The following is a 16,061-nucleotide window of genomic DNA, read 5'->3' on the forward strand; positions in this document are numbered from 1 at the left end:
AAGGAGGAATAAGTTCAATGGCTAAGGCAAAATTTGAACGTAACAAACCGCACGTTAATATCGGTACAATTGGTCACGTTGACCATGGTAAAACAACTCTGACTGCTGCCATCACAACCGTTCTTTCCAAAAAATACGGCGGCGCAGCAATCGCATTCGACCAAATCGATAAAGCACCAGAAGAGCGCGAGCGTGGTATCACAATCTCCACTGCACACGTAGAGTACGAAACTCCTAACCGTCACTATGCACACGTTGACTGCCCAGGTCACGCCGACTATGTTAAAAACATGATCACTGGTGCAGCACAAATGGATGGAGCAATCCTGGTTGTATCCGCAGCTGACGGCCCAATGCCGCAAACTCGCGAGCACATCTTGCTTTCCAAGCAAGTAGGCGTTCCTTACATCGTAGTATTCTTGAACAAATGCGACATGGTTGAAGACGAAGAGTTGCTTGAACTGGTTGAGATGGAAGTTCGCGACCTTCTGAACGAGTATGAGTTCCCAGGCGATGACACTCCAATCATCCGTGGTGCAGCTCGTGAAGCTCTTACAAACCCAGACGGTCCTTGGGCCGACAAAATCGTTGAGTTGTTCGAGCAAGTTGACCAATACATCCCAACTCCAGAGCGTGACACTGACAAGCCTTTCCTTATGCCTGTCGAGGACGTGTTCACAATCACAGGTCGTGGTACAGTTGCTACAGGTCGCGTAGAGCGCGGTGTAGTTAAAGTCGGCGACGAAGTTGAAATCATCGGTTTGCAAGAAGAAACTCGCAAATCCGTATGTACTGGTGTAGAAATGTTCCGTAAATTGCTTGACTCCGCTCAAGCAGGGGACAACATCGGCGCATTGCTTCGTGGTGTTGAGCGTAAAGACATCGAGCGTGGCCAAGTTATTGCGAAACCAGGTTCCGTTAAACCGCACACTAACTTCACAGCTCAAATCTACGTTTTGACTAAAGAAGAGGGTGGCCGTCATAAGCCTTTTTTCACGGGCTACCGTCCACAGTTCTACTTCCGTACAACTGACGTTACAGGTATCATCAACCTGCCAGAAGGCACTGAGATGGTAATGCCTGGTGATAACATCACTGTTACAGTTGAACTGATCGCTCCTATCGCCGTTGAAGAAGGTACTCGCTTCGCGATCCGTGAAGGCGGCCGTACTGTAGGCGCTGGCGCAGTTGCATCCATCCAAAAATAAGCCGGTGCGGCATCAGCCGCCCTGCTTGACCAGAAGCCTCCACATTTGTGGGGGTTTCTTTTTTATGATCGCCATCCAGTGCTGCACCTCGAGCTCCTTTTCCGGAAAAAGTTGCAGCCTCAAGGGATGCGCAGCGTGCCTTCGTTCGGAAAAGAAGCGATATCCTCAAGGGATGCACGGCGTGCCTTCGTTCGGAAAAGAAGCGATAGCCTCAAGGGATACACAGCGTGCCTTCTTTCGGAAAAGAAGCGATAACCTCAAGGGATACGCAGCGTGCCTTCTTTCGGAAAAGAAGCGATAACCTCAAGGGATACACAGCGTGCCTTCGTTCCAGAAAAGCGGCAGCCTCCGCCTGCTGTTTAGCCTGTGTTCTTATTGAACTTATTATATAGTAACAACACAGGTTTAAAGGCAGGACGTAAACTCTCCGGCTGCTCGCTTTTCCCTGCACTGCGTCTCTTGTTGCACTGTAATCATAAAGCAGCTGCCCAGTAGCGACTCTCGCTTAGCTGTACCCGGTTATTTTTTGATTTCCTTAATTTCTTAATTGCTGCTATGTGTGTAATGGACATATTTGTCTTTTAGCGGCTGGAATGATCGGTGTTGGGAATTCTAACGGACATATGTGTCTCTAAGAAGACTATTTAAACAGAAAGCAGTCGTTTTTGTCCTGTAAAGGTCTAAAATGTCCGTTAGCAATTGAATCTTTCATTATATTTCCTCTAAGGGACACGTTTGTCCGTTACTGTAATGAGGCCAACGCCTGTGGAAATTCTCGGCGCGGTAAAATTGTAAATTCAATATACATTGGTGGATAGAATAAGCATGCCCGCATTATTAACCTCGGGTATGCTTTTATTCTTATAGAAGAAACACAATTTGCTGCGTAGTTAATTTGGAGTGTAAAGTTCAATAAAATACCATATATGTTATAATGCTTAAATTGAGTCTTGATGCATGGTGGTGAGATAATGTTATGGTTAAAGTCAAATAACACAAAACCGGGCACAGTGACAATAATCCCAGTGTTTAAGGGAGAGCAGCGAAGTTCCAACCGTTCTTGGGCAATATGTCTGGTTCAGCTGCATTAGGCTGCGAAGGGAACAAATGCTATATCGCTGTTGACGTGGTCTGCGAGAGAATGGCTGAAAAGTTCATGTTTTGAAGACTAATTATTAATGCCGCCGATTATAAAGACGGTATATTATTTTCGCCACTTGTGGAGAAATGGATACTGCGGCGAAGCAGCGGGAGATGCAATCCACCGTAAAGTTTATGTTCCGCCACCCCTTCGAAAAGGCCCCGAGTTTAACGGCGGAAGGAGGTTGTTGCGTGAGCCGCACTGCTGTGCGCAGTGTTATCCAAATTCGACACAAAAAAATCTTGCATTAGCCCGCAATTTTATGTATAATTGTGAACGTTGGTCTGTGACTGTGCGATGATGTGAGAGGTTGCCGACACACCCGGCCCCTTTGCCATGGGGCACCAGGTCGGGTTTTCTCACGGAGTATGTCCGATAATAAATTGGGCGATAGAAGGAGGGACTTATATGGCAAAGCAAAAGATTCGTATTCGTTTGAAAGCTTACGATCACAGAATTCTTGACCAATCAGCAGAGAAAATTGTTGAAACTGCAAAGCGTTCCGGGGCAGGTGTTTCCGGGCCAATTCCGTTGCCAACGGAAAAGCAAATCATCACCATTCTGCGTGCGGTACACAAGTACAAGGATTCGCGGGAGCAATTCGAAATGCGCACACATAAGCGCTTGATCGATATTGTAAACCCAACGCCGCAAACGGTTGATGCTTTGATGCGCTTGGACTTGCCGTCCGGTGTAGATATTGAAATTAAATTGTAATTCCAGTAGAACGGAATAGGAAAGGAAATGAGGTGTCAACATGAAAGGTATCTTAGGGAAAAAGCTTGGAATGACTCAAGTGTTTACCGCAGAGGGTAACGTAATTCCGGTTACGGTTATCGAAGCTGGTCCTTGTGTGGTTCTGCAGAAGAAAGACCAAGAGAATGATGGATACGAAGCGATCCAGCTTGGTTTCTCCGATAAGAAAGAAAAAAGAGCGATCAAACCTGAAATCGGCCATGCCAAGAAGGCGAACTCGACTCCTAAGCGCTACGTTCGTGAATTCCGCGGTGTAAACATCGGTGAATACGAAGTTGGTGCAGAAGTAAAAGCCGACCTGTTTGCCGAAGGCGAATTCGTTGACGTTACAGGTATTTCTAAAGGTAAAGGTTTTGCAGGCGTTATTAAACGTTGGGGACAAAGCACAGGCCCAATGTCACACGGTTCCCGTTACCACCGCGGACCAGGTTCGATGGGTTCCATCCAAGCGAACCGCGTGCCAAAGGGTAAACGTCTTCCAGGTCATATGGGTCATGATACAATCACGATTCAAAACCTTGAAATCGTCCGTGTAGATGCAGAACGCAATGTGTTGCTGGTTAAAGGCTCCATTCCGGGTCCTAAAAACAGCTTCGTGAAAGTAAAAACTACGGTGAAGAAATAAGCTTACAAGAAAGGAGGAACAAGCAATGCCAAAAGTAGCACTATTTAATGTGAGCGGCTCGCAAGTTGGTGAAGTTGAATTGTCCGATAACGTATTCGGCATCCAACCTAACGTTCACGTGTTGCACAGCGCAGTCGTTTTGCAGCAAGCTGCAGAACGTCAAGGAACGCATAAGACAAAAGGTCGCTCCGAAGTACGCGGTGGCGGTCGTAAACCTTGGAAACAAAAAGGAACTGGCCGTGCCCGTCAAGGTAGCATTCGCTCCCCGCAATGGGTAGGCGGCGGAACGGTTTTTGGACCGACTCCTCGCACCTATGGCTTCAAGTTACCGAAGAAAGTTCGCCGCTTGGCGATTAAATCCGCACTGTCTTCCAAAGTGATCGATAATGAAATTATCGTATTGGATCAGTTGTCGTTTGCTCAGCCGAAAACGAAAGAATTCGCTGGCATCCTCGGCAATCTGAAAGTAGCCCGCAAAGCACTTGTTGTTACAGCAGGTTACGAAGATAATGTAGCTTTGTCCGCACGTAATATTCCTGGAGTGAAGTTCGTCGCTGCAGACGGCATCAATGTTCTGGATCTTATGGTACACGACAAGCTCATCATCACGAAGGAAGCGGTCGAGAAAGTACAGGAGGTGCTTGCGTAATGAAGAATGCACGCGATATTATCAAGCGCCCGGTTATCACCGAACGCACGAGTGACTTCATGATGAACAAACGTTATGTTTTTGAAGTAGACATCCGTGCCAACAAAACTGCGATCAAACAAGCAGTTGAAGAAATCTTTAAAGTAAAAGTGACTAGCGTCAACACAATGCGCGTAGCGGGTAAACCGAAACGCCAAGGCCGTCACTCTGGGTATACTTCCGAATGGAAGAAAGCGATCGTTCAGCTCAGCGAAGACAGTAAAGAGCTTGAGTTTTTTGAAACGGTATAACGCACAGTAGACAAGTAAGGAGGGAATAAAAGTGCCAATCAAGAAGTATAAACCGACTTCTCCTGCTCGTCGTGGAATGTCCGTCTCTACATTCGAAGAGATCACGACAAGCACGCCGGAGAAATCGTTGCTTGCGCCGCTTTTCAAAAAAGCCGGCCGTAACAACCAAGGTAAAATTACGGTTCGCCATCATGGCGGCGGACATAAACGCAAATACCGGATCATTGACTTCAAACGTAACAAAGACGGTATCGTCGGCAATGTTGCTACAATTGAGTACGATCCGAACCGTACATCGAACATCGCATTGATACACTATGCTGATGGTGAGAAACGTTACATTATCGCTCCGAAAGGTCTGAAAGTCGGAGATCAAATCATGTCCGGTCCAACTGCCGACATTAAAGTGGGTAACGCTCTGCCAATGGAAAACATTCCTGTAGGTACAGTTATCCACAACATTGAGATGAAACCTGGTAAAGGTGGACAATTGGTTCGCGCTGCCGGTACTGAAGCTCAATTGCTCGGTAAAGAGGAAACTTATGCGGTTATTCGTTTGTCTTCCGGTGAAGTACGCCGCATTCTGAAAGTTTGCCGCGCTACAATCGGATCTGTAGGCAACGAAGATCACGAACTCGTGAAAATCGGTAAAGCAGGCCGTACCCGTTGGCTCGGCAAGCGTCCTGAAGTTCGCGGGGTAGTAATGAACCCGAACGATCACCCACACGGTGGTGGTGAAGGTCGCGCTCCGATCGGACGGAAATCGCCTATGTCTCCTTGGGGCAAACCGACCCTTGGTTTCAAAACGCGCAAGAAGAAAAAAGCTTCAAGCCAATACATTGTTCGTCGTCGTACGAAATAATAATTGCTCAAGCAGAAACGGCTGCCGAGCTCTGGCAGAGGCAGCGACGTTTCGCGGTGAAAGATTAACCGCGTGAGCAAACGGCTCACGTAATGTTTGGTGAAGGGAGGATCACACATGGGTCGCAGTTTGAAAAAAGGACCGTTTATTGACGGATACCTGCTGAAAAAGGTCGAGGATTTGAACGAAACAAACAAAAAGGTCGTTATCAAAACCTGGTCCCGCCGCTCAACTATTTTCCCACAATTCATCGGTCACACGTTTGCAGTGTATGACGGACGCAAGCATGTACCGGTATATGTTACAGAGGATATGGTTGGACACAAACTCGGTGAGTTTGCACCGACGCGTACGTACAAAGGTCATACCGATGATGATAAGAAAACGGGCAGAAGATAATCCTGCTCCCGAGTTAATTGTTACTGAGAGGAGGTTCAACCATGCAACAAGCTAAAGCCAGCGTCAATTTTATCCGCATTGCACCTCGTAAAGCGCAGTTGGTTGTGGATTTGATCCGCGGTAAGCAAGTTGGCGAAGCAATCGCGATTCTGCGTCATACGCCGAAGTCCGCTTCCCCAATCGTGGAGAAGCTTCTGAACTCCGCAATTGCTAATGCTGAGCATAACTATCAGATGGACGTTAATAAATTGGTTATCTCGCAAGTTTACGTTAACCAAGGTCCAACGATGAAACGTTTCCGCCCGCGTGCAATGGGACGCGCTAGCCGGATCAATAAAAGAACCAGCCACATTACATTGGTGGTATCCGAAAAATAAGGAGGGAAAACGTGTGGGTCAAAAGGTAAATCCAGTAGGTCTCCGAATTGGGATTATCCGCGATTGGGAGTCGAAATGGTATGCCGGCAAAGACTTTGGTGATCTTTTGCTGGAAGACGTGAAAATTCGTGAATACCTGAAAAACAAGTTGAAAGACGCTGCAGTATCCAAAATTGAAATCGAACGTGCGGCTAACCGCGTGAACGTTACGATTCATACTGCAAAACCAGGGATGGTTATTGGTAAAGGCGGATCTGAGGTTGAGAACCTTCGCAATGAGCTTGCGAAAATCTCGAACGGCAAAAAGATTCACATTAACATCTCTGAAATTAAACAATCCGATCTCGACGCTATTCTCGTAGCTGAGAGCATTGCGCAACAACTCGAGCGCCGGACGTCGTTCCGTCGCGCGATGAAACAAGCAATCCAACGTTCGATGCGTGCAGGCGCTAAAGGGATCAAAACCTCGGTTAGCGGACGCCTCGGCGGCGCTGAGATTGCTCGTACGGAAGGTTACAGCGAAGGAACGGTTCCGCTGCATACGCTGCGTGCCGATATTGACTACGGAACTGCAGAAGCGCACACGACTTATGGTCGCATTGGCGTGAAAGTGTGGATCTACCGTGGTGAAATCCTTCCAACTAAGAAGAAAGCTCCCCAGGAAGGAGGCAACTAATCATGTTGGTGCCTAAACGCGTCAAACACCGCAAACAACAACGCGGTCACATGAAAGGCCGTGCCAAAGGCGGTACTGAGGTTGCATTTGGCGAATACGGTTTGCAAGCTCTTGAGCCTGCATGGATCACAAACCGTCAAATCGAAGCAGCTCGTATTGCAATGACTCGTTATATCCGCCGTGGCGGTAAAGTATGGATCAAAATCTTCCCTGCCAAGCCGGTTACACAAAAACCTCTTGAGGTTCGGATGGGTAGCGGTAAAGGTAACGTGGAGAAATGGGTAGCGGTTGTCAAACCTGGTAAAGTTCTGTTTGAACTTGCTGGTGTATCCGAAGAAATCGCTCGTGAAGCAATGCGCCTCGCATCCCACAAGCTCCCGATCAAAACGAAGTTTGTGAAACGCGAAGAAGTGGGTGGTGAAGCAAATGAAAGCAAGTGATATTCGCAACCTGACCACTGCTGAGATTGAACAAAAAATTTCCGGCTTCAAGGAAGAGTTGTTCAACCTCCGTTTTCAATTGGCCACCGGTCAACTCGATAACCCAACTCGCATTCGTGATGTGCGTAAAGAAATAGCTCGTGCTAAAACCGTATTGCGTGAGAGAGAACTCGGAATCAGCAGCTAATCATCAATAACCTGAATCAGATGCCTTAAGCCGTTTTGGATTGGCTGAAGGAAGGAGGAAGAACATGAGCGAAGAGCGTAATGCCCGCAAAGTTCAAGTCGGAAAAGTCGTTAGCGACAAAATGGACAAAACAATCGTGGTGGCTGTAGAAACTTACAAAAAACATGATTTGTACCATAAACGCATCAAATACACGAAAAAATTTAAAGCGCATGACGAGAACAACCAAGCTAAGATCGGTGATACCGTCAAAATCATGGAAACTCGTCCGCTTTCCAAGGATAAACGCTGGAGACTTGTTGAAGTTGTTGAAGCAGCGATTATCATTTAATGTAATGTGCGTTCTTTAAAGCATTTTCCCGAAAGGAGGACGTTAAAATGATTCAACCATTTACACGTTTGGCGGTTGCCGACAACTCCGGCGCCAAAGAATTAATGTGTATTCGTGTACTGGGTGGCACGGGACGTCGTGTAGGCCACATCGGTGATTTGATCGTATGTTCCGTTAAACAAGCAACACCAGGCGGCGTTGTCAAAAAAGGTGACGTTGTAAAAGCGGTAATCGTACGTACAAAGCGTTCTGTGCGCCGTAAAGACGGTTCCTACATCGCATTCGACGAGAATGCAGCTGTAATCGTTAAAGAAGACAAAAGCCCTCGCGGCACTCGGATCTTTGGACCAGTTGCTCGTGAGCTTCGCGATAAAGATTTCATGAAAATCGTATCGCTTGCACCGGAAGTTATCTAATTAAGAACCCCAAGCGACATCTAAGGGGACCCATTAACGCAGTCGAAGTGAGGTGTGAGAAATGCCAAGGCTGAAAAAAGTGCTTGAATCCCATAACAACAAACTGCATGTAAAGAAAGATGACAATGTTATCGTCATTACAGGCAAAGATAAAGGGAAAAAAGGTCGCGTCATCGCTGCTTATCCGCGTGAGAATCGCGTGTTGATCGAAGGCGTGAACATGGTGAAGAAGCATTCCCGTCCGTCGCAGCAAAATCCGCAAGGCGGTATCATCGAGCAAGAGGCGCCGATCCATGTATCGAACGTCATGCTGGTGGATCCGAAGAGCGGTAACCCGACTCGCGTCGGTTATAAAGTGCTCGACAACGGTAAAAAAGTCCGGATCGCTCGTAAATCCGGCGAAGTCATCGATTAATCTGATGTGACGGAAAGGAGGTCCATGAATCATGGCAACAACAAGAATGAAAGATCGTTTCTTGAATGAAATTACACCTGCGCTGATGCAGAAGTTCAACTATACAACGGTTATGCAAGTGCCGAAGATAGAGAAGGTCGTCATCAACATGGGGGTTGGGGAAGCTGTTTCGAACTCCAAAGTGTTGGATGTAGCGGTTGAAGAGCTTCGTCTGATCGCTGGTCAAAAACCGGTTGTTACTCGCGCGAAGAAATCCATCGCTGGTTTCAAACTTCGTGAGAACATGCCGATTGGGGTTAAAGTAACACTGCGCGGTGAGCGCATGTACTACTTCCTCGACAAACTGTTTAACGTATCGCTTCCGCGCGTTCGTGACTTCCGCGGGATCTCAAATAAAGCTTTTGACGGCCGTGGTAACTACACACTGGGTCTGAAAGAGCAATTGATCTTCCCGGAGATCGAATACGATAAAGTTGATAAAGTACGCGGAATGGACGTCGTTATCGTTACGACGGCAAAAACGGATGAAGAAGCTCGTGAACTGCTGACCCAATTGGGCATGCCGTTTGCGAAGTAATCCACAGGAGGTGTAATACCAAGTGGCAAAAACTTCGATGAAAGTCAAGCAACAACGCACGCCTAAGTTTAAAGTGCGCGCCTATACGCGCTGCGAGCGTTGCGGCCGTCCGCACTCCGTTTTGCAAAAGTTTAAGATCTGCCGGATTTGTTTCCGTGAATTAGCATACAAAGGCCAGATTCCTGGCGTCAAAAAAGCAAGCTGGTAATCAGCCTAGTTCGGGAAGGAGGTTTACAAGAATGGTTATGTCTGATCCGATAGCAGATATGTTGACCCGCATCCGCAATGCGAATGTCGTGCGTCATGAAACCGTGGAAATGCCCGCTTCGAAAGTGAAGAAGCAAATCGCTGAAATCTTGAAGCGCGAGGGTTTCATCCGCGATGCTGAATATATCGAAGACAACAAACAAGGGATTATCCGTATTTTCTTGAAATACGGCCCGAACAACGAGCGTGTCATCACTGGCTTGAAACGTATTAGCAAGCCTGGACTGCGCGTTTATACGAAAAGCACTGAGGTTCCGCGTGTACTCGGCGGATTGGGAATTGCGATTATTTCCACATCCAAAGGGATCATCACGGACAAAGAAGCTCGTCAATCCAAAGCTGGCGGCGAAGTTGTCTGCTACGTTTGGTAATATAGATTCACAACGATTGGAGGTGTAACAATGTCCCGTATTGGTCGTAAACCCATCCAAGTGCCAACTGGCGTTAACATTACCTTGGATAACTCTGTTATTACAATTAAAGGACCGAAAGGCACGCTGTCCCGTGAACTTCACAAAGACATGAAAGTAGTCGTTGCTGAGAACGAGATCACGATCGAGCGTCCTTCCGATAATAAATTACACCGTTCCCTGCATGGCACGACCCGCAGTGTCGTTGCCAACATGGTGAGCGGCGTTACCGAAGGTTTCCAAAAATCTTTGGAGCTTGTAGGCGTTGGTTACCGTGCCAACAAAACCGGCGAGAAGGTAGTCCTGAACGTTGGTTACTCCCATCCGGTTGAGATCGTTCCGGATAACGGTATCGAGTTCGATGTTCCATCCAACACGAAAATTATCGTTAAAGGGATCGACAAAGAACTGGTCGGCGCAACAGCAGCGAAAATCCGCTCCGTACGCGAGCCTGAGCCTTATAAAGGCAAAGGGATCAAATATGAAGGCGAACGCATCCTTCGCAAGGAAGGTAAAGCCGGTAAGAAGAAGTAAGCAGCCGTTAGGCAAGCTTAACTCTTATATCGGTTAAGGCAGATGAAGGGAGTGAACCTTAGTGATTACTAAAGGCGATAAGAATAAAGCGCGTTTAAAACGACACCTGCGTGTTCGTAAGAAAATTACTGGAACAACACAACGTCCGCGTCTTTCTGTGTTTCGTTCCTCCAAACATATCTACGTTCAATTGATCGATGATGTTCAAGGCGTAACGCTGGCAGCAGCTTCTACGCAGGACAAAGCTCTGACTGATATCGGCAACGGCGGTAACGTCGAAGCAGCTCGTAAAGTCGGAACATTGATCGCAGAACGTGCAAAAGCAAAAGGCGTAAGCAAAGTGGTCTTCGACCGCGGCGGTTACTTGTATCACGGCAGAATTCAAGCGCTGGCAGACGCAGCTCGCGAAGCCGGTCTCGAATTCTAATTGAATTCACCTATAAGGAGGTAAAACGACTTGCGTGTAGATCCAAATACGTTAGAACTAACTGAAAAAGTTGTTCATATCAACCGCGTTGCCAAGGTTGTAAAAGGCGGTCGCCGTTTCAGCTTTAGCGCGCTTGTAGTTGTCGGCGACGGTAAAGGTTGGGTTGGCGCAGGGATCGGTAAAGCAGGCGAAGTACCTGATGCGATTCGCAAAGGTATCGACGATGCGAAGAAAAACCTGATCCATGTTCCACTCGTAGGAACAACCATCCCTCACTTGGTACTCGGACATTTTGGCGCTGGCGAAGTTCTTCTGAAACCAGCTTCCGAAGGTACCGGCGTTATCGCTGGTGGTCCTGTACGTGCCGTTCTTGAACTGGCCGGTGTAGGCGATATTTTGACGAAGTCTCTTGGTTCTTCCAACTCGATCAATATGGTCAACGCTACGCTCGAAGGACTTTCCCGTCTGAAGCGTGCGGAAGACGTTGCGAAATTGCGCGGAAAAACCGTTCAAGAGCTACTAGGTTAAGGAGGGGTTACGAATGGCGAAATTGCAAATCACCCTCGTTCGCAGTTTGATTGGCCGTAACGAGAAACAACGTTCAACCGTCAAAGCGCTCGGCCTGCGCAAGCTTCACCAATCCGTTGTCCACACGGACAACCCGGCCATCCGCGGCATGGTTAACCATGTCAATCATTTAATTAAAGTCGAAGAAGTTCAAGGCTAAAAGTCTTTGCATACGACATAAAGATTAAGGAGGTGCAACGATCGATGAAATTGCATGAGCTTTCACCAGCACCTGGCTCCAAGCAAGAACCAAAACGCAAAGGACGCGGTATTGGTTCGGGTAACGGAAAAACAGCAGGTAAAGGTCACAAAGGACAAAACGCTCGATCCGGCGGCGGTGTTCGTCCAGGATTCGAGGGCGGACAAAACCCGTTATATCGTCGCTTGCCTAAACGTGGTTTCAACAACCCGTTCCGCAAGGAATACGCTGTTGTGAACATTGAAGAGCTTAACAGCTTTGCAGCAGGTAGCGAAGTCTCTCCTGAGGTTCTCATGGAGAAAGGCATCGTAAAAAATCCACTTGATGGCATCAAGATTTTGGGTAACGGTGAAATCAAGGTTCAACTTACTGTAAAAGCAAACAAGTTCTCTCAATCTGCGGTAGAGAAAATCCAGGCTGCCGGCGGTAAAACCGAGGTGATCTAATTGTTCAAGACCTTGTCCAACATATGGAAAGTGGAAGATCTTCGCAAGAGGATTTTGTTTACCCTTTTCGTTTTGCTAGTCTATCGGATTGGTTCTTTTATTCCGGTGCCAAACATCGATAAGTCGGTTTTTGAAACAATCGATACACAGGGAGCGGACCTGTTTGGAATGCTTAATACGTTCTCTGGTGGCGCATTGTTTCAATTTTCAATCTTTGCAATGAGTATTTTTCCATACATCACTGCATCGATTATCGTGCAGTTATTGACGATGGATGTAATACCAAAGTTTGCTGAATGGGCTAAAGAAGGCGAGAACGGGAAACGCAAACTCGCCCAGATCACCCGTTACGGAACAATCGTTCTTGGTTTGATTCAAGCATACGCGACTGCGATCGGTTTTAACCGTCAATATCAGTATCAGTTTGTTATCGATCCAAGCTTTGCTACGTATACCATGATTGCTATTGTATTGACTGCAGGTACTGCATTCCTGATGTGGCTCGGTGAGCAGATTACCGAGAAGGGAATCGGGAACGGGATTTCGATTATTATCTTTGCTGGTATCGCGGCTGGTATTCCAGGACATATCCGTACGATCTATGCCGATCAATTCGTTGATGCGTCTGGTCAATTGTTCCTGAATATCGTAAAAGTCGCGTTGATCGTTATAGCGATTATCGCAATCGTTATTGGTGTCATCTTTGTCCAGCAAGGTATTCGTAAAATTCCGGTTCAATATGCAAAACGCGTTGTTGGCCGCAAAATGTACGGTGGACAATCCACTCACATTCCGCTGAAGGTCAATGGTGCGGGTGTAATCCCGGTCATCTTCGCGGTATCGCTGCTGATGTTCCCGGTAACACTAGCAGGTTTCTGGGCAGATCGGGCTTGGGCGCAATGGATAATGGCGAATATGTACTATGACCAACCGCTTGGTATGGTACTGTATGTAATCCTCATTATCGGTTTCACTTTCTTCTACACCTTTGTCCAAATTAACCCGGTCCAAATGGCGGATCAGATGAAGAAGAACGGCGGTTACATTCCAGGCATTCGTCCTGGCAAACCAACTTCTACGTATATCACTCGCGTGATGTCGAGGATCACCCTCTCGGGTGCGCTCTTCTTGGCTCTCATTTCCGTACTTCCGGTGTTTTTTGGCGCACTGGCCGGCTTACCGCGTACGGTACAGCTTGGCGGGACCTCACTCCTGATCGTCGTCGGCGTTGCGCTTGATACGATGAAGCAGATTGAGACCCAGTTGATCAAACGCCACTATAAAGGGTTTATCAATAAATAACGATAGGTTCTTAAGCGGGTTGGCGCGTATGGCTTGTCATGCGTCATTAACCCGCCTGAGCCTATTGTGCTTAAAGCGAGGAATACGGAGATGAACATCCTATTCATGGGTCCCCCTGGGGCTGGTAAAGGAACGCAAGCTGAACGGATCGTTGAGGAATTTCAAGTTCCGCACATCTCTACCGGAGATGCGTTTCGTCTGGCAATGAAGCAAGGCACACAGCTTGGCCAGAAAGCCAAGGAATATGTGGATCAAGGCTTGCTTGTACCTGATGACGTGACGAATGGTATCGTTCGCGAACGTCTTCAACAAGATGATTGCAGCAAAGGTTTCTTGCTCGACGGTTTTCCAAGAACATTGTCACAAGCCGAAGCGCTTGATGAAATGCTGAAGGATATGGACCGGAAGATCGATCATGTCGTTAACCTGAAGGTTGATCGCAGCTTACTGCTTGCCAGATTGACTGGACGCCGCATTTGCAAATCTTGCGGATCGACATATCATGTTCTGTTCAACCCACCGGCACAAGAGGGCATATGTGACAAGTGTAACGGCGAGCTGTATCAGCGTTCAGATGATACGGAAGAAAAAGTCGGAACACGTCTTGATGAGTATATTTCCAAAACAGCTCCGCTGCTCGCCTATTACGAGGAAAAAGGATTGCTTCGTGAAGTGGACGGGGAGAAGGAAATCGATACGGTGACATCGGAAATTGTATCCTGTCTGCGAGGGTTATCGTAATGATTATCTGCAAGTCCGAAGTGGAACTGGGTTTCATGAGGGAAGCAGGCCGCATCGTAGCGGATACGCACCGATTATTGGCACAGGCGATTACACCGGGCATAACAACCCGGGAGTTGGATCGGATAGCTGAAAACTATATTCGCAGTCAAGGTGCCGTGCCTTCCTTCAAAGGTTACAATGAATTTCCTGCCAGCATATGTGCTTCTGTGAACAATGAGTTAGTGCATGGTATCCCCGGAGCTCGTAAGCTGAATGACGGAGATATTATCAGCATTGACATCGGCGCACAATTTCAGGGCTATCATGGAGACTCGGCTTGGACTTATGGTGTAGGCCAAATTTCCGAGGAGGCTGCCCGTCTTCTCCGGGTAACGGAGGAGTCGTTGTATGCCGGATTGGAGCAAGTTAAGCCGGACACCCGCTTGTTTACTGTCTCGCATGCAATTCAGAAAGTAGTGGAAGATGCGGGCATGTCGATCGTTCGCGAGTATGTTGGTCACGGAATCGGTGCGGATCTTCATGAAGAACCGCAAATTCCGAACTATGGCATACCTGGCCGCGGTCCGCGTTTGAAGCCCGGTATGGTACTTGCGATTGAACCGATGGTTGTGATCGGTGAGCGTTATGTACGTACCCTTGAGGATAACTGGACGGTTGTCACTGAGGATAATACATGGTGCGCTCATTTCGAACATACCGTAGCGGTAACTGCGGACGGTTATGAAATATTGACCCGTTCCGGTTCCTAGGCGGTGGCAAGTTCTTTGCAAACATTGCCTCAAATCGGTCAAATCGTTAAAGTGCTGCGGGGTAAGGACGAGGGCGGTTACGCGATCGTTATCGGTGTGGTTGATGAACGTTTCGCTATCATAGCGGACGGATTCAAACGTAAGTTTGATCAACCGAAACGCAAGAACCTGCTGCATTTGGAATTGCAACCCGACGTAAGCAGCGAAGTGGCGGATAGCATGCGTGAGACCGGCAGAGTAACGAACGGAAAACTGCGCTTTGCGATTCAGAAGTATATAGAACGGAAAGGAGAATGACTGTGGCTAAAGAAGATGTGATTGAAGTCGAAGGGACGGTAATCGAACCGCTGCCCAATGCCATGTTCAAGGTGGAACTGGAGAACGGACATCAAATTCTCGCCCATGTTTCCGGTAAACTCAGAATGCACTTTATTCGCATCCTGACAGGAGACAAAGTGGTCATACAGTTGTCGCCTTATGATTTAACAAGAGGTCGTATCACCTATCGGAAGTAGGGTGAAATTTCATCCTGCTGTCGAAGTATTCGGGAGGTAATCACAATGAAGGTCAGACCTTCGGTCAAGCCGATCTGCGAAAAATGCAAAGTCATTCGTCGCAAAGGCAACGTTATGGTGATTTGTGAAAATCCTAAACACAAACAAAAACAAGGATAAATACAGAAGGAGGGATAACGGAATATGGCTCGTATAGCTGGTGTAGACTTACCGCGTGACAAACGCGTCGAAATCGCCCTGCAATACATTTTCGGGATTGGTAAAACAACTGCCCAGAAAATTCTTGCGACTACAGGCATCGATGCACAAACTCGCGTGCGCGATTTAACGGAAGACGAAGTTAGCAAACTGCGTGAAACGATCGACAAATCGGTCAAAGTGGAAGGCGACTTGCGTCGTGAAATTTCGTTGAACATTAAAAGGTTGATTGAGATCGGCTGCTACCGTGGCATCCGTCATCGTCGTGGTTTACCTGTTCGTGGTCAACGTACTAAAACAAATGCTCGTACACGGAAAGGTCCACGTCGGACCGTTGCGAATAAGAAGAAATAA

The 16,061-nt window shown here is 47.5% G+C and carries 29 protein-coding genes; all 29 read left to right on the forward strand.

Annotation, left to right across the window (positions count from 1 at the left end; genetic code table 11):
- Positions 1-17 precede the first annotated feature (17 nt).
- The 29 genes from tuf to rpsM all read left to right on the forward strand — a co-directional run bounded on the left by tuf (position 18) and on the right by rpsM (position 16,061).
- Positions 18-1,208: an elongation factor Tu gene (tuf, locus tag IEW11_RS12465; protein ID WP_188531381.1), complete on the forward strand. Its 1,191-nt coding sequence runs from the start codon at positions 18-20 to the stop codon at positions 1,206-1,208.
- Positions 1,209-2,757: 1,549 nt separating this feature from the next.
- Positions 2,758-3,066, forward strand: a complete 309-nt coding sequence (gene rpsJ, locus IEW11_RS12470) for a 30S ribosomal protein S10 (RefSeq protein WP_005544556.1) — start codon at positions 2,758-2,760, stop codon at positions 3,064-3,066.
- Between the two features lie 40 nt (positions 3,067-3,106).
- The gene (rplC, locus tag IEW11_RS12475) at positions 3,107-3,730 is read left to right on the forward strand and encodes a 50S ribosomal protein L3 (protein WP_188531382.1); all 624 of its coding nucleotides are present in this window, start codon (positions 3,107-3,109) and stop codon (positions 3,728-3,730) included.
- A 25-nt stretch (positions 3,731-3,755) separates the two neighbouring features.
- Positions 3,756-4,379 carry a 50S ribosomal protein L4 gene (gene rplD, locus IEW11_RS12480; protein WP_188531383.1) on the forward strand — a complete coding sequence of 208 codons (624 nt, stop codon included), beginning with the start codon at positions 3,756-3,758 and terminating at the stop codon, positions 4,377-4,379.
- On the forward strand, positions 4,379-4,669 hold the full coding sequence (rplW, locus tag IEW11_RS12485) for a 50S ribosomal protein L23 (protein ID WP_188531384.1): 291 nt from the start codon (positions 4,379-4,381) through the stop codon (positions 4,667-4,669). The genes rplD and rplW overlap by 1 nt, the downstream gene beginning before the upstream one ends.
- Positions 4,670-4,700: 31 nt before the next feature.
- Positions 4,701-5,531 carry a 50S ribosomal protein L2 gene (gene rplB, locus IEW11_RS12490; RefSeq protein WP_188531385.1) on the forward strand — a complete coding sequence of 277 codons (831 nt, stop codon included), beginning with the start codon at positions 4,701-4,703 and terminating at the stop codon, positions 5,529-5,531.
- Positions 5,532-5,648: 117 nt separating this feature from the next.
- Positions 5,649-5,930, forward strand: coding sequence for a 30S ribosomal protein S19 (gene rpsS / locus IEW11_RS12495; protein WP_111145628.1), 282 nt, complete (start codon positions 5,649-5,651; stop codon positions 5,928-5,930).
- A gap of 41 nt (positions 5,931-5,971) precedes the next feature.
- Complete coding sequence (gene rplV / locus IEW11_RS12500) at positions 5,972-6,307, forward strand: 50S ribosomal protein L22 (protein WP_188531386.1); 336 nt, start codon at positions 5,972-5,974, stop codon at positions 6,305-6,307.
- A 13-nt stretch (positions 6,308-6,320) separates the two neighbouring features.
- The gene (gene rpsC, locus IEW11_RS12505; RefSeq protein WP_188531387.1) at positions 6,321-6,983 is read left to right on the forward strand and encodes a 30S ribosomal protein S3; all 663 of its coding nucleotides are present in this window, start codon (positions 6,321-6,323) and stop codon (positions 6,981-6,983) included.
- Between the two features lie 2 nt (positions 6,984-6,985).
- Positions 6,986-7,423: a 50S ribosomal protein L16 gene (rplP, locus tag IEW11_RS12510; protein ID WP_188531388.1), complete on the forward strand. Its 438-nt coding sequence runs from the start codon at positions 6,986-6,988 to the stop codon at positions 7,421-7,423.
- Positions 7,410-7,610: a 50S ribosomal protein L29 gene (rpmC, locus tag IEW11_RS12515; protein WP_188531389.1), complete on the forward strand. Its 201-nt coding sequence runs from the start codon at positions 7,410-7,412 to the stop codon at positions 7,608-7,610. Before rplP ends, rpmC begins: the two co-directional genes overlap by 14 nt.
- Before the next feature lie 64 nt (positions 7,611-7,674).
- Entirely contained in the window at positions 7,675-7,941 is a 267-nt protein-coding gene (gene rpsQ / locus IEW11_RS12520; protein WP_188531390.1) for a 30S ribosomal protein S17, read from the forward strand.
- Positions 7,942-7,988: 47 nt separating this feature from the next.
- Entirely contained in the window at positions 7,989-8,357 is a 369-nt protein-coding gene (rplN, locus tag IEW11_RS12525; protein WP_188531391.1) for a 50S ribosomal protein L14, read from the forward strand.
- 61 nt (positions 8,358-8,418) lie between these two features.
- Positions 8,419-8,772 (forward strand): 50S ribosomal protein L24, encoded by a 354-nt coding sequence (gene rplX / locus IEW11_RS12530; protein ID WP_229725217.1) that lies wholly within the window; start codon positions 8,419-8,421, stop codon positions 8,770-8,772.
- A 31-nt stretch (positions 8,773-8,803) separates the two neighbouring features.
- Positions 8,804-9,349, forward strand: coding sequence for a 50S ribosomal protein L5 (rplE, locus tag IEW11_RS12535; RefSeq protein ID WP_188531392.1), 546 nt, complete (start codon positions 8,804-8,806; stop codon positions 9,347-9,349).
- Positions 9,350-9,371: 22 nt separating this feature from the next.
- A complete protein-coding gene (locus tag IEW11_RS12540) occupies positions 9,372-9,557 on the forward strand; it encodes a type Z 30S ribosomal protein S14 (protein WP_013312154.1) in 186 nt (61 codons plus the stop codon).
- Between the two features lie 31 nt (positions 9,558-9,588).
- The gene (gene rpsH, locus IEW11_RS12545) at positions 9,589-9,987 is read left to right on the forward strand and encodes a 30S ribosomal protein S8 (RefSeq protein WP_188531393.1); all 399 of its coding nucleotides are present in this window, start codon (positions 9,589-9,591) and stop codon (positions 9,985-9,987) included.
- A 30-nt stretch (positions 9,988-10,017) separates the two neighbouring features.
- On the forward strand, positions 10,018-10,560 hold the full coding sequence (rplF, locus tag IEW11_RS12550) for a 50S ribosomal protein L6 (RefSeq protein WP_188531394.1): 543 nt from the start codon (positions 10,018-10,020) through the stop codon (positions 10,558-10,560).
- 61 nt (positions 10,561-10,621) lie between these two features.
- Positions 10,622-10,987 (forward strand): 50S ribosomal protein L18, encoded by a 366-nt coding sequence (gene rplR, locus IEW11_RS12555; RefSeq protein WP_188531395.1) that lies wholly within the window; start codon positions 10,622-10,624, stop codon positions 10,985-10,987.
- Positions 10,988-11,017: 30 nt separating this feature from the next.
- Positions 11,018-11,515, forward strand: a complete 498-nt coding sequence (gene rpsE, locus IEW11_RS12560; RefSeq protein ID WP_188531396.1) for a 30S ribosomal protein S5 — start codon at positions 11,018-11,020, stop codon at positions 11,513-11,515.
- Positions 11,516-11,528: 13 nt separating this feature from the next.
- Complete coding sequence (rpmD, locus tag IEW11_RS12565) at positions 11,529-11,714, forward strand: 50S ribosomal protein L30 (RefSeq protein WP_188531397.1); 186 nt, start codon at positions 11,529-11,531, stop codon at positions 11,712-11,714.
- 44 nt (positions 11,715-11,758) lie between these two features.
- Positions 11,759-12,199 carry a 50S ribosomal protein L15 gene (gene rplO, locus IEW11_RS12570; protein WP_188531398.1) on the forward strand — a complete coding sequence of 147 codons (441 nt, stop codon included), beginning with the start codon at positions 11,759-11,761 and terminating at the stop codon, positions 12,197-12,199.
- Complete coding sequence (gene secY, locus IEW11_RS12575) at positions 12,200-13,501, forward strand: preprotein translocase subunit SecY (RefSeq protein WP_188531399.1); 1,302 nt, start codon at positions 12,200-12,202, stop codon at positions 13,499-13,501.
- Positions 13,502-13,591: 90 nt separating this feature from the next.
- Entirely contained in the window at positions 13,592-14,242 is a 651-nt protein-coding gene (locus IEW11_RS12580) for an adenylate kinase (RefSeq protein ID WP_188531400.1), read from the forward strand.
- A complete protein-coding gene (map, locus tag IEW11_RS12585; protein WP_188531401.1) occupies positions 14,242-14,994 on the forward strand; it encodes a type I methionyl aminopeptidase in 753 nt (250 codons plus the stop codon). Before IEW11_RS12580 ends, map begins: the two co-directional genes overlap by 1 nt.
- Before the next feature lie 15 nt (positions 14,995-15,009).
- Positions 15,010-15,291, forward strand: coding sequence for a KOW domain-containing RNA-binding protein (locus IEW11_RS12590; protein ID WP_229725219.1), 282 nt, complete (start codon positions 15,010-15,012; stop codon positions 15,289-15,291).
- 2 nt (positions 15,292-15,293) lie between these two features.
- A complete protein-coding gene (infA, locus tag IEW11_RS12595) occupies positions 15,294-15,509 on the forward strand; it encodes a translation initiation factor IF-1 (protein WP_035121186.1) in 216 nt (71 codons plus the stop codon).
- A gap of 45 nt (positions 15,510-15,554) precedes the next feature.
- Complete coding sequence (gene rpmJ / locus IEW11_RS12600) at positions 15,555-15,668, forward strand: 50S ribosomal protein L36 (RefSeq protein ID WP_003333770.1); 114 nt, start codon at positions 15,555-15,557, stop codon at positions 15,666-15,668.
- Between the two features lie 24 nt (positions 15,669-15,692).
- Positions 15,693-16,061, forward strand: coding sequence for a 30S ribosomal protein S13 (gene rpsM, locus IEW11_RS12605; RefSeq protein WP_188531403.1), 369 nt, complete (start codon positions 15,693-15,695; stop codon positions 16,059-16,061).

The organism is Paenibacillus abyssi, from assembly GCF_014640295.1.
In the GTDB taxonomy this organism is placed as follows: Bacteria; Bacillota; Bacilli; order Paenibacillales; family Paenibacillaceae; genus Paenibacillus_D; species Paenibacillus_D abyssi.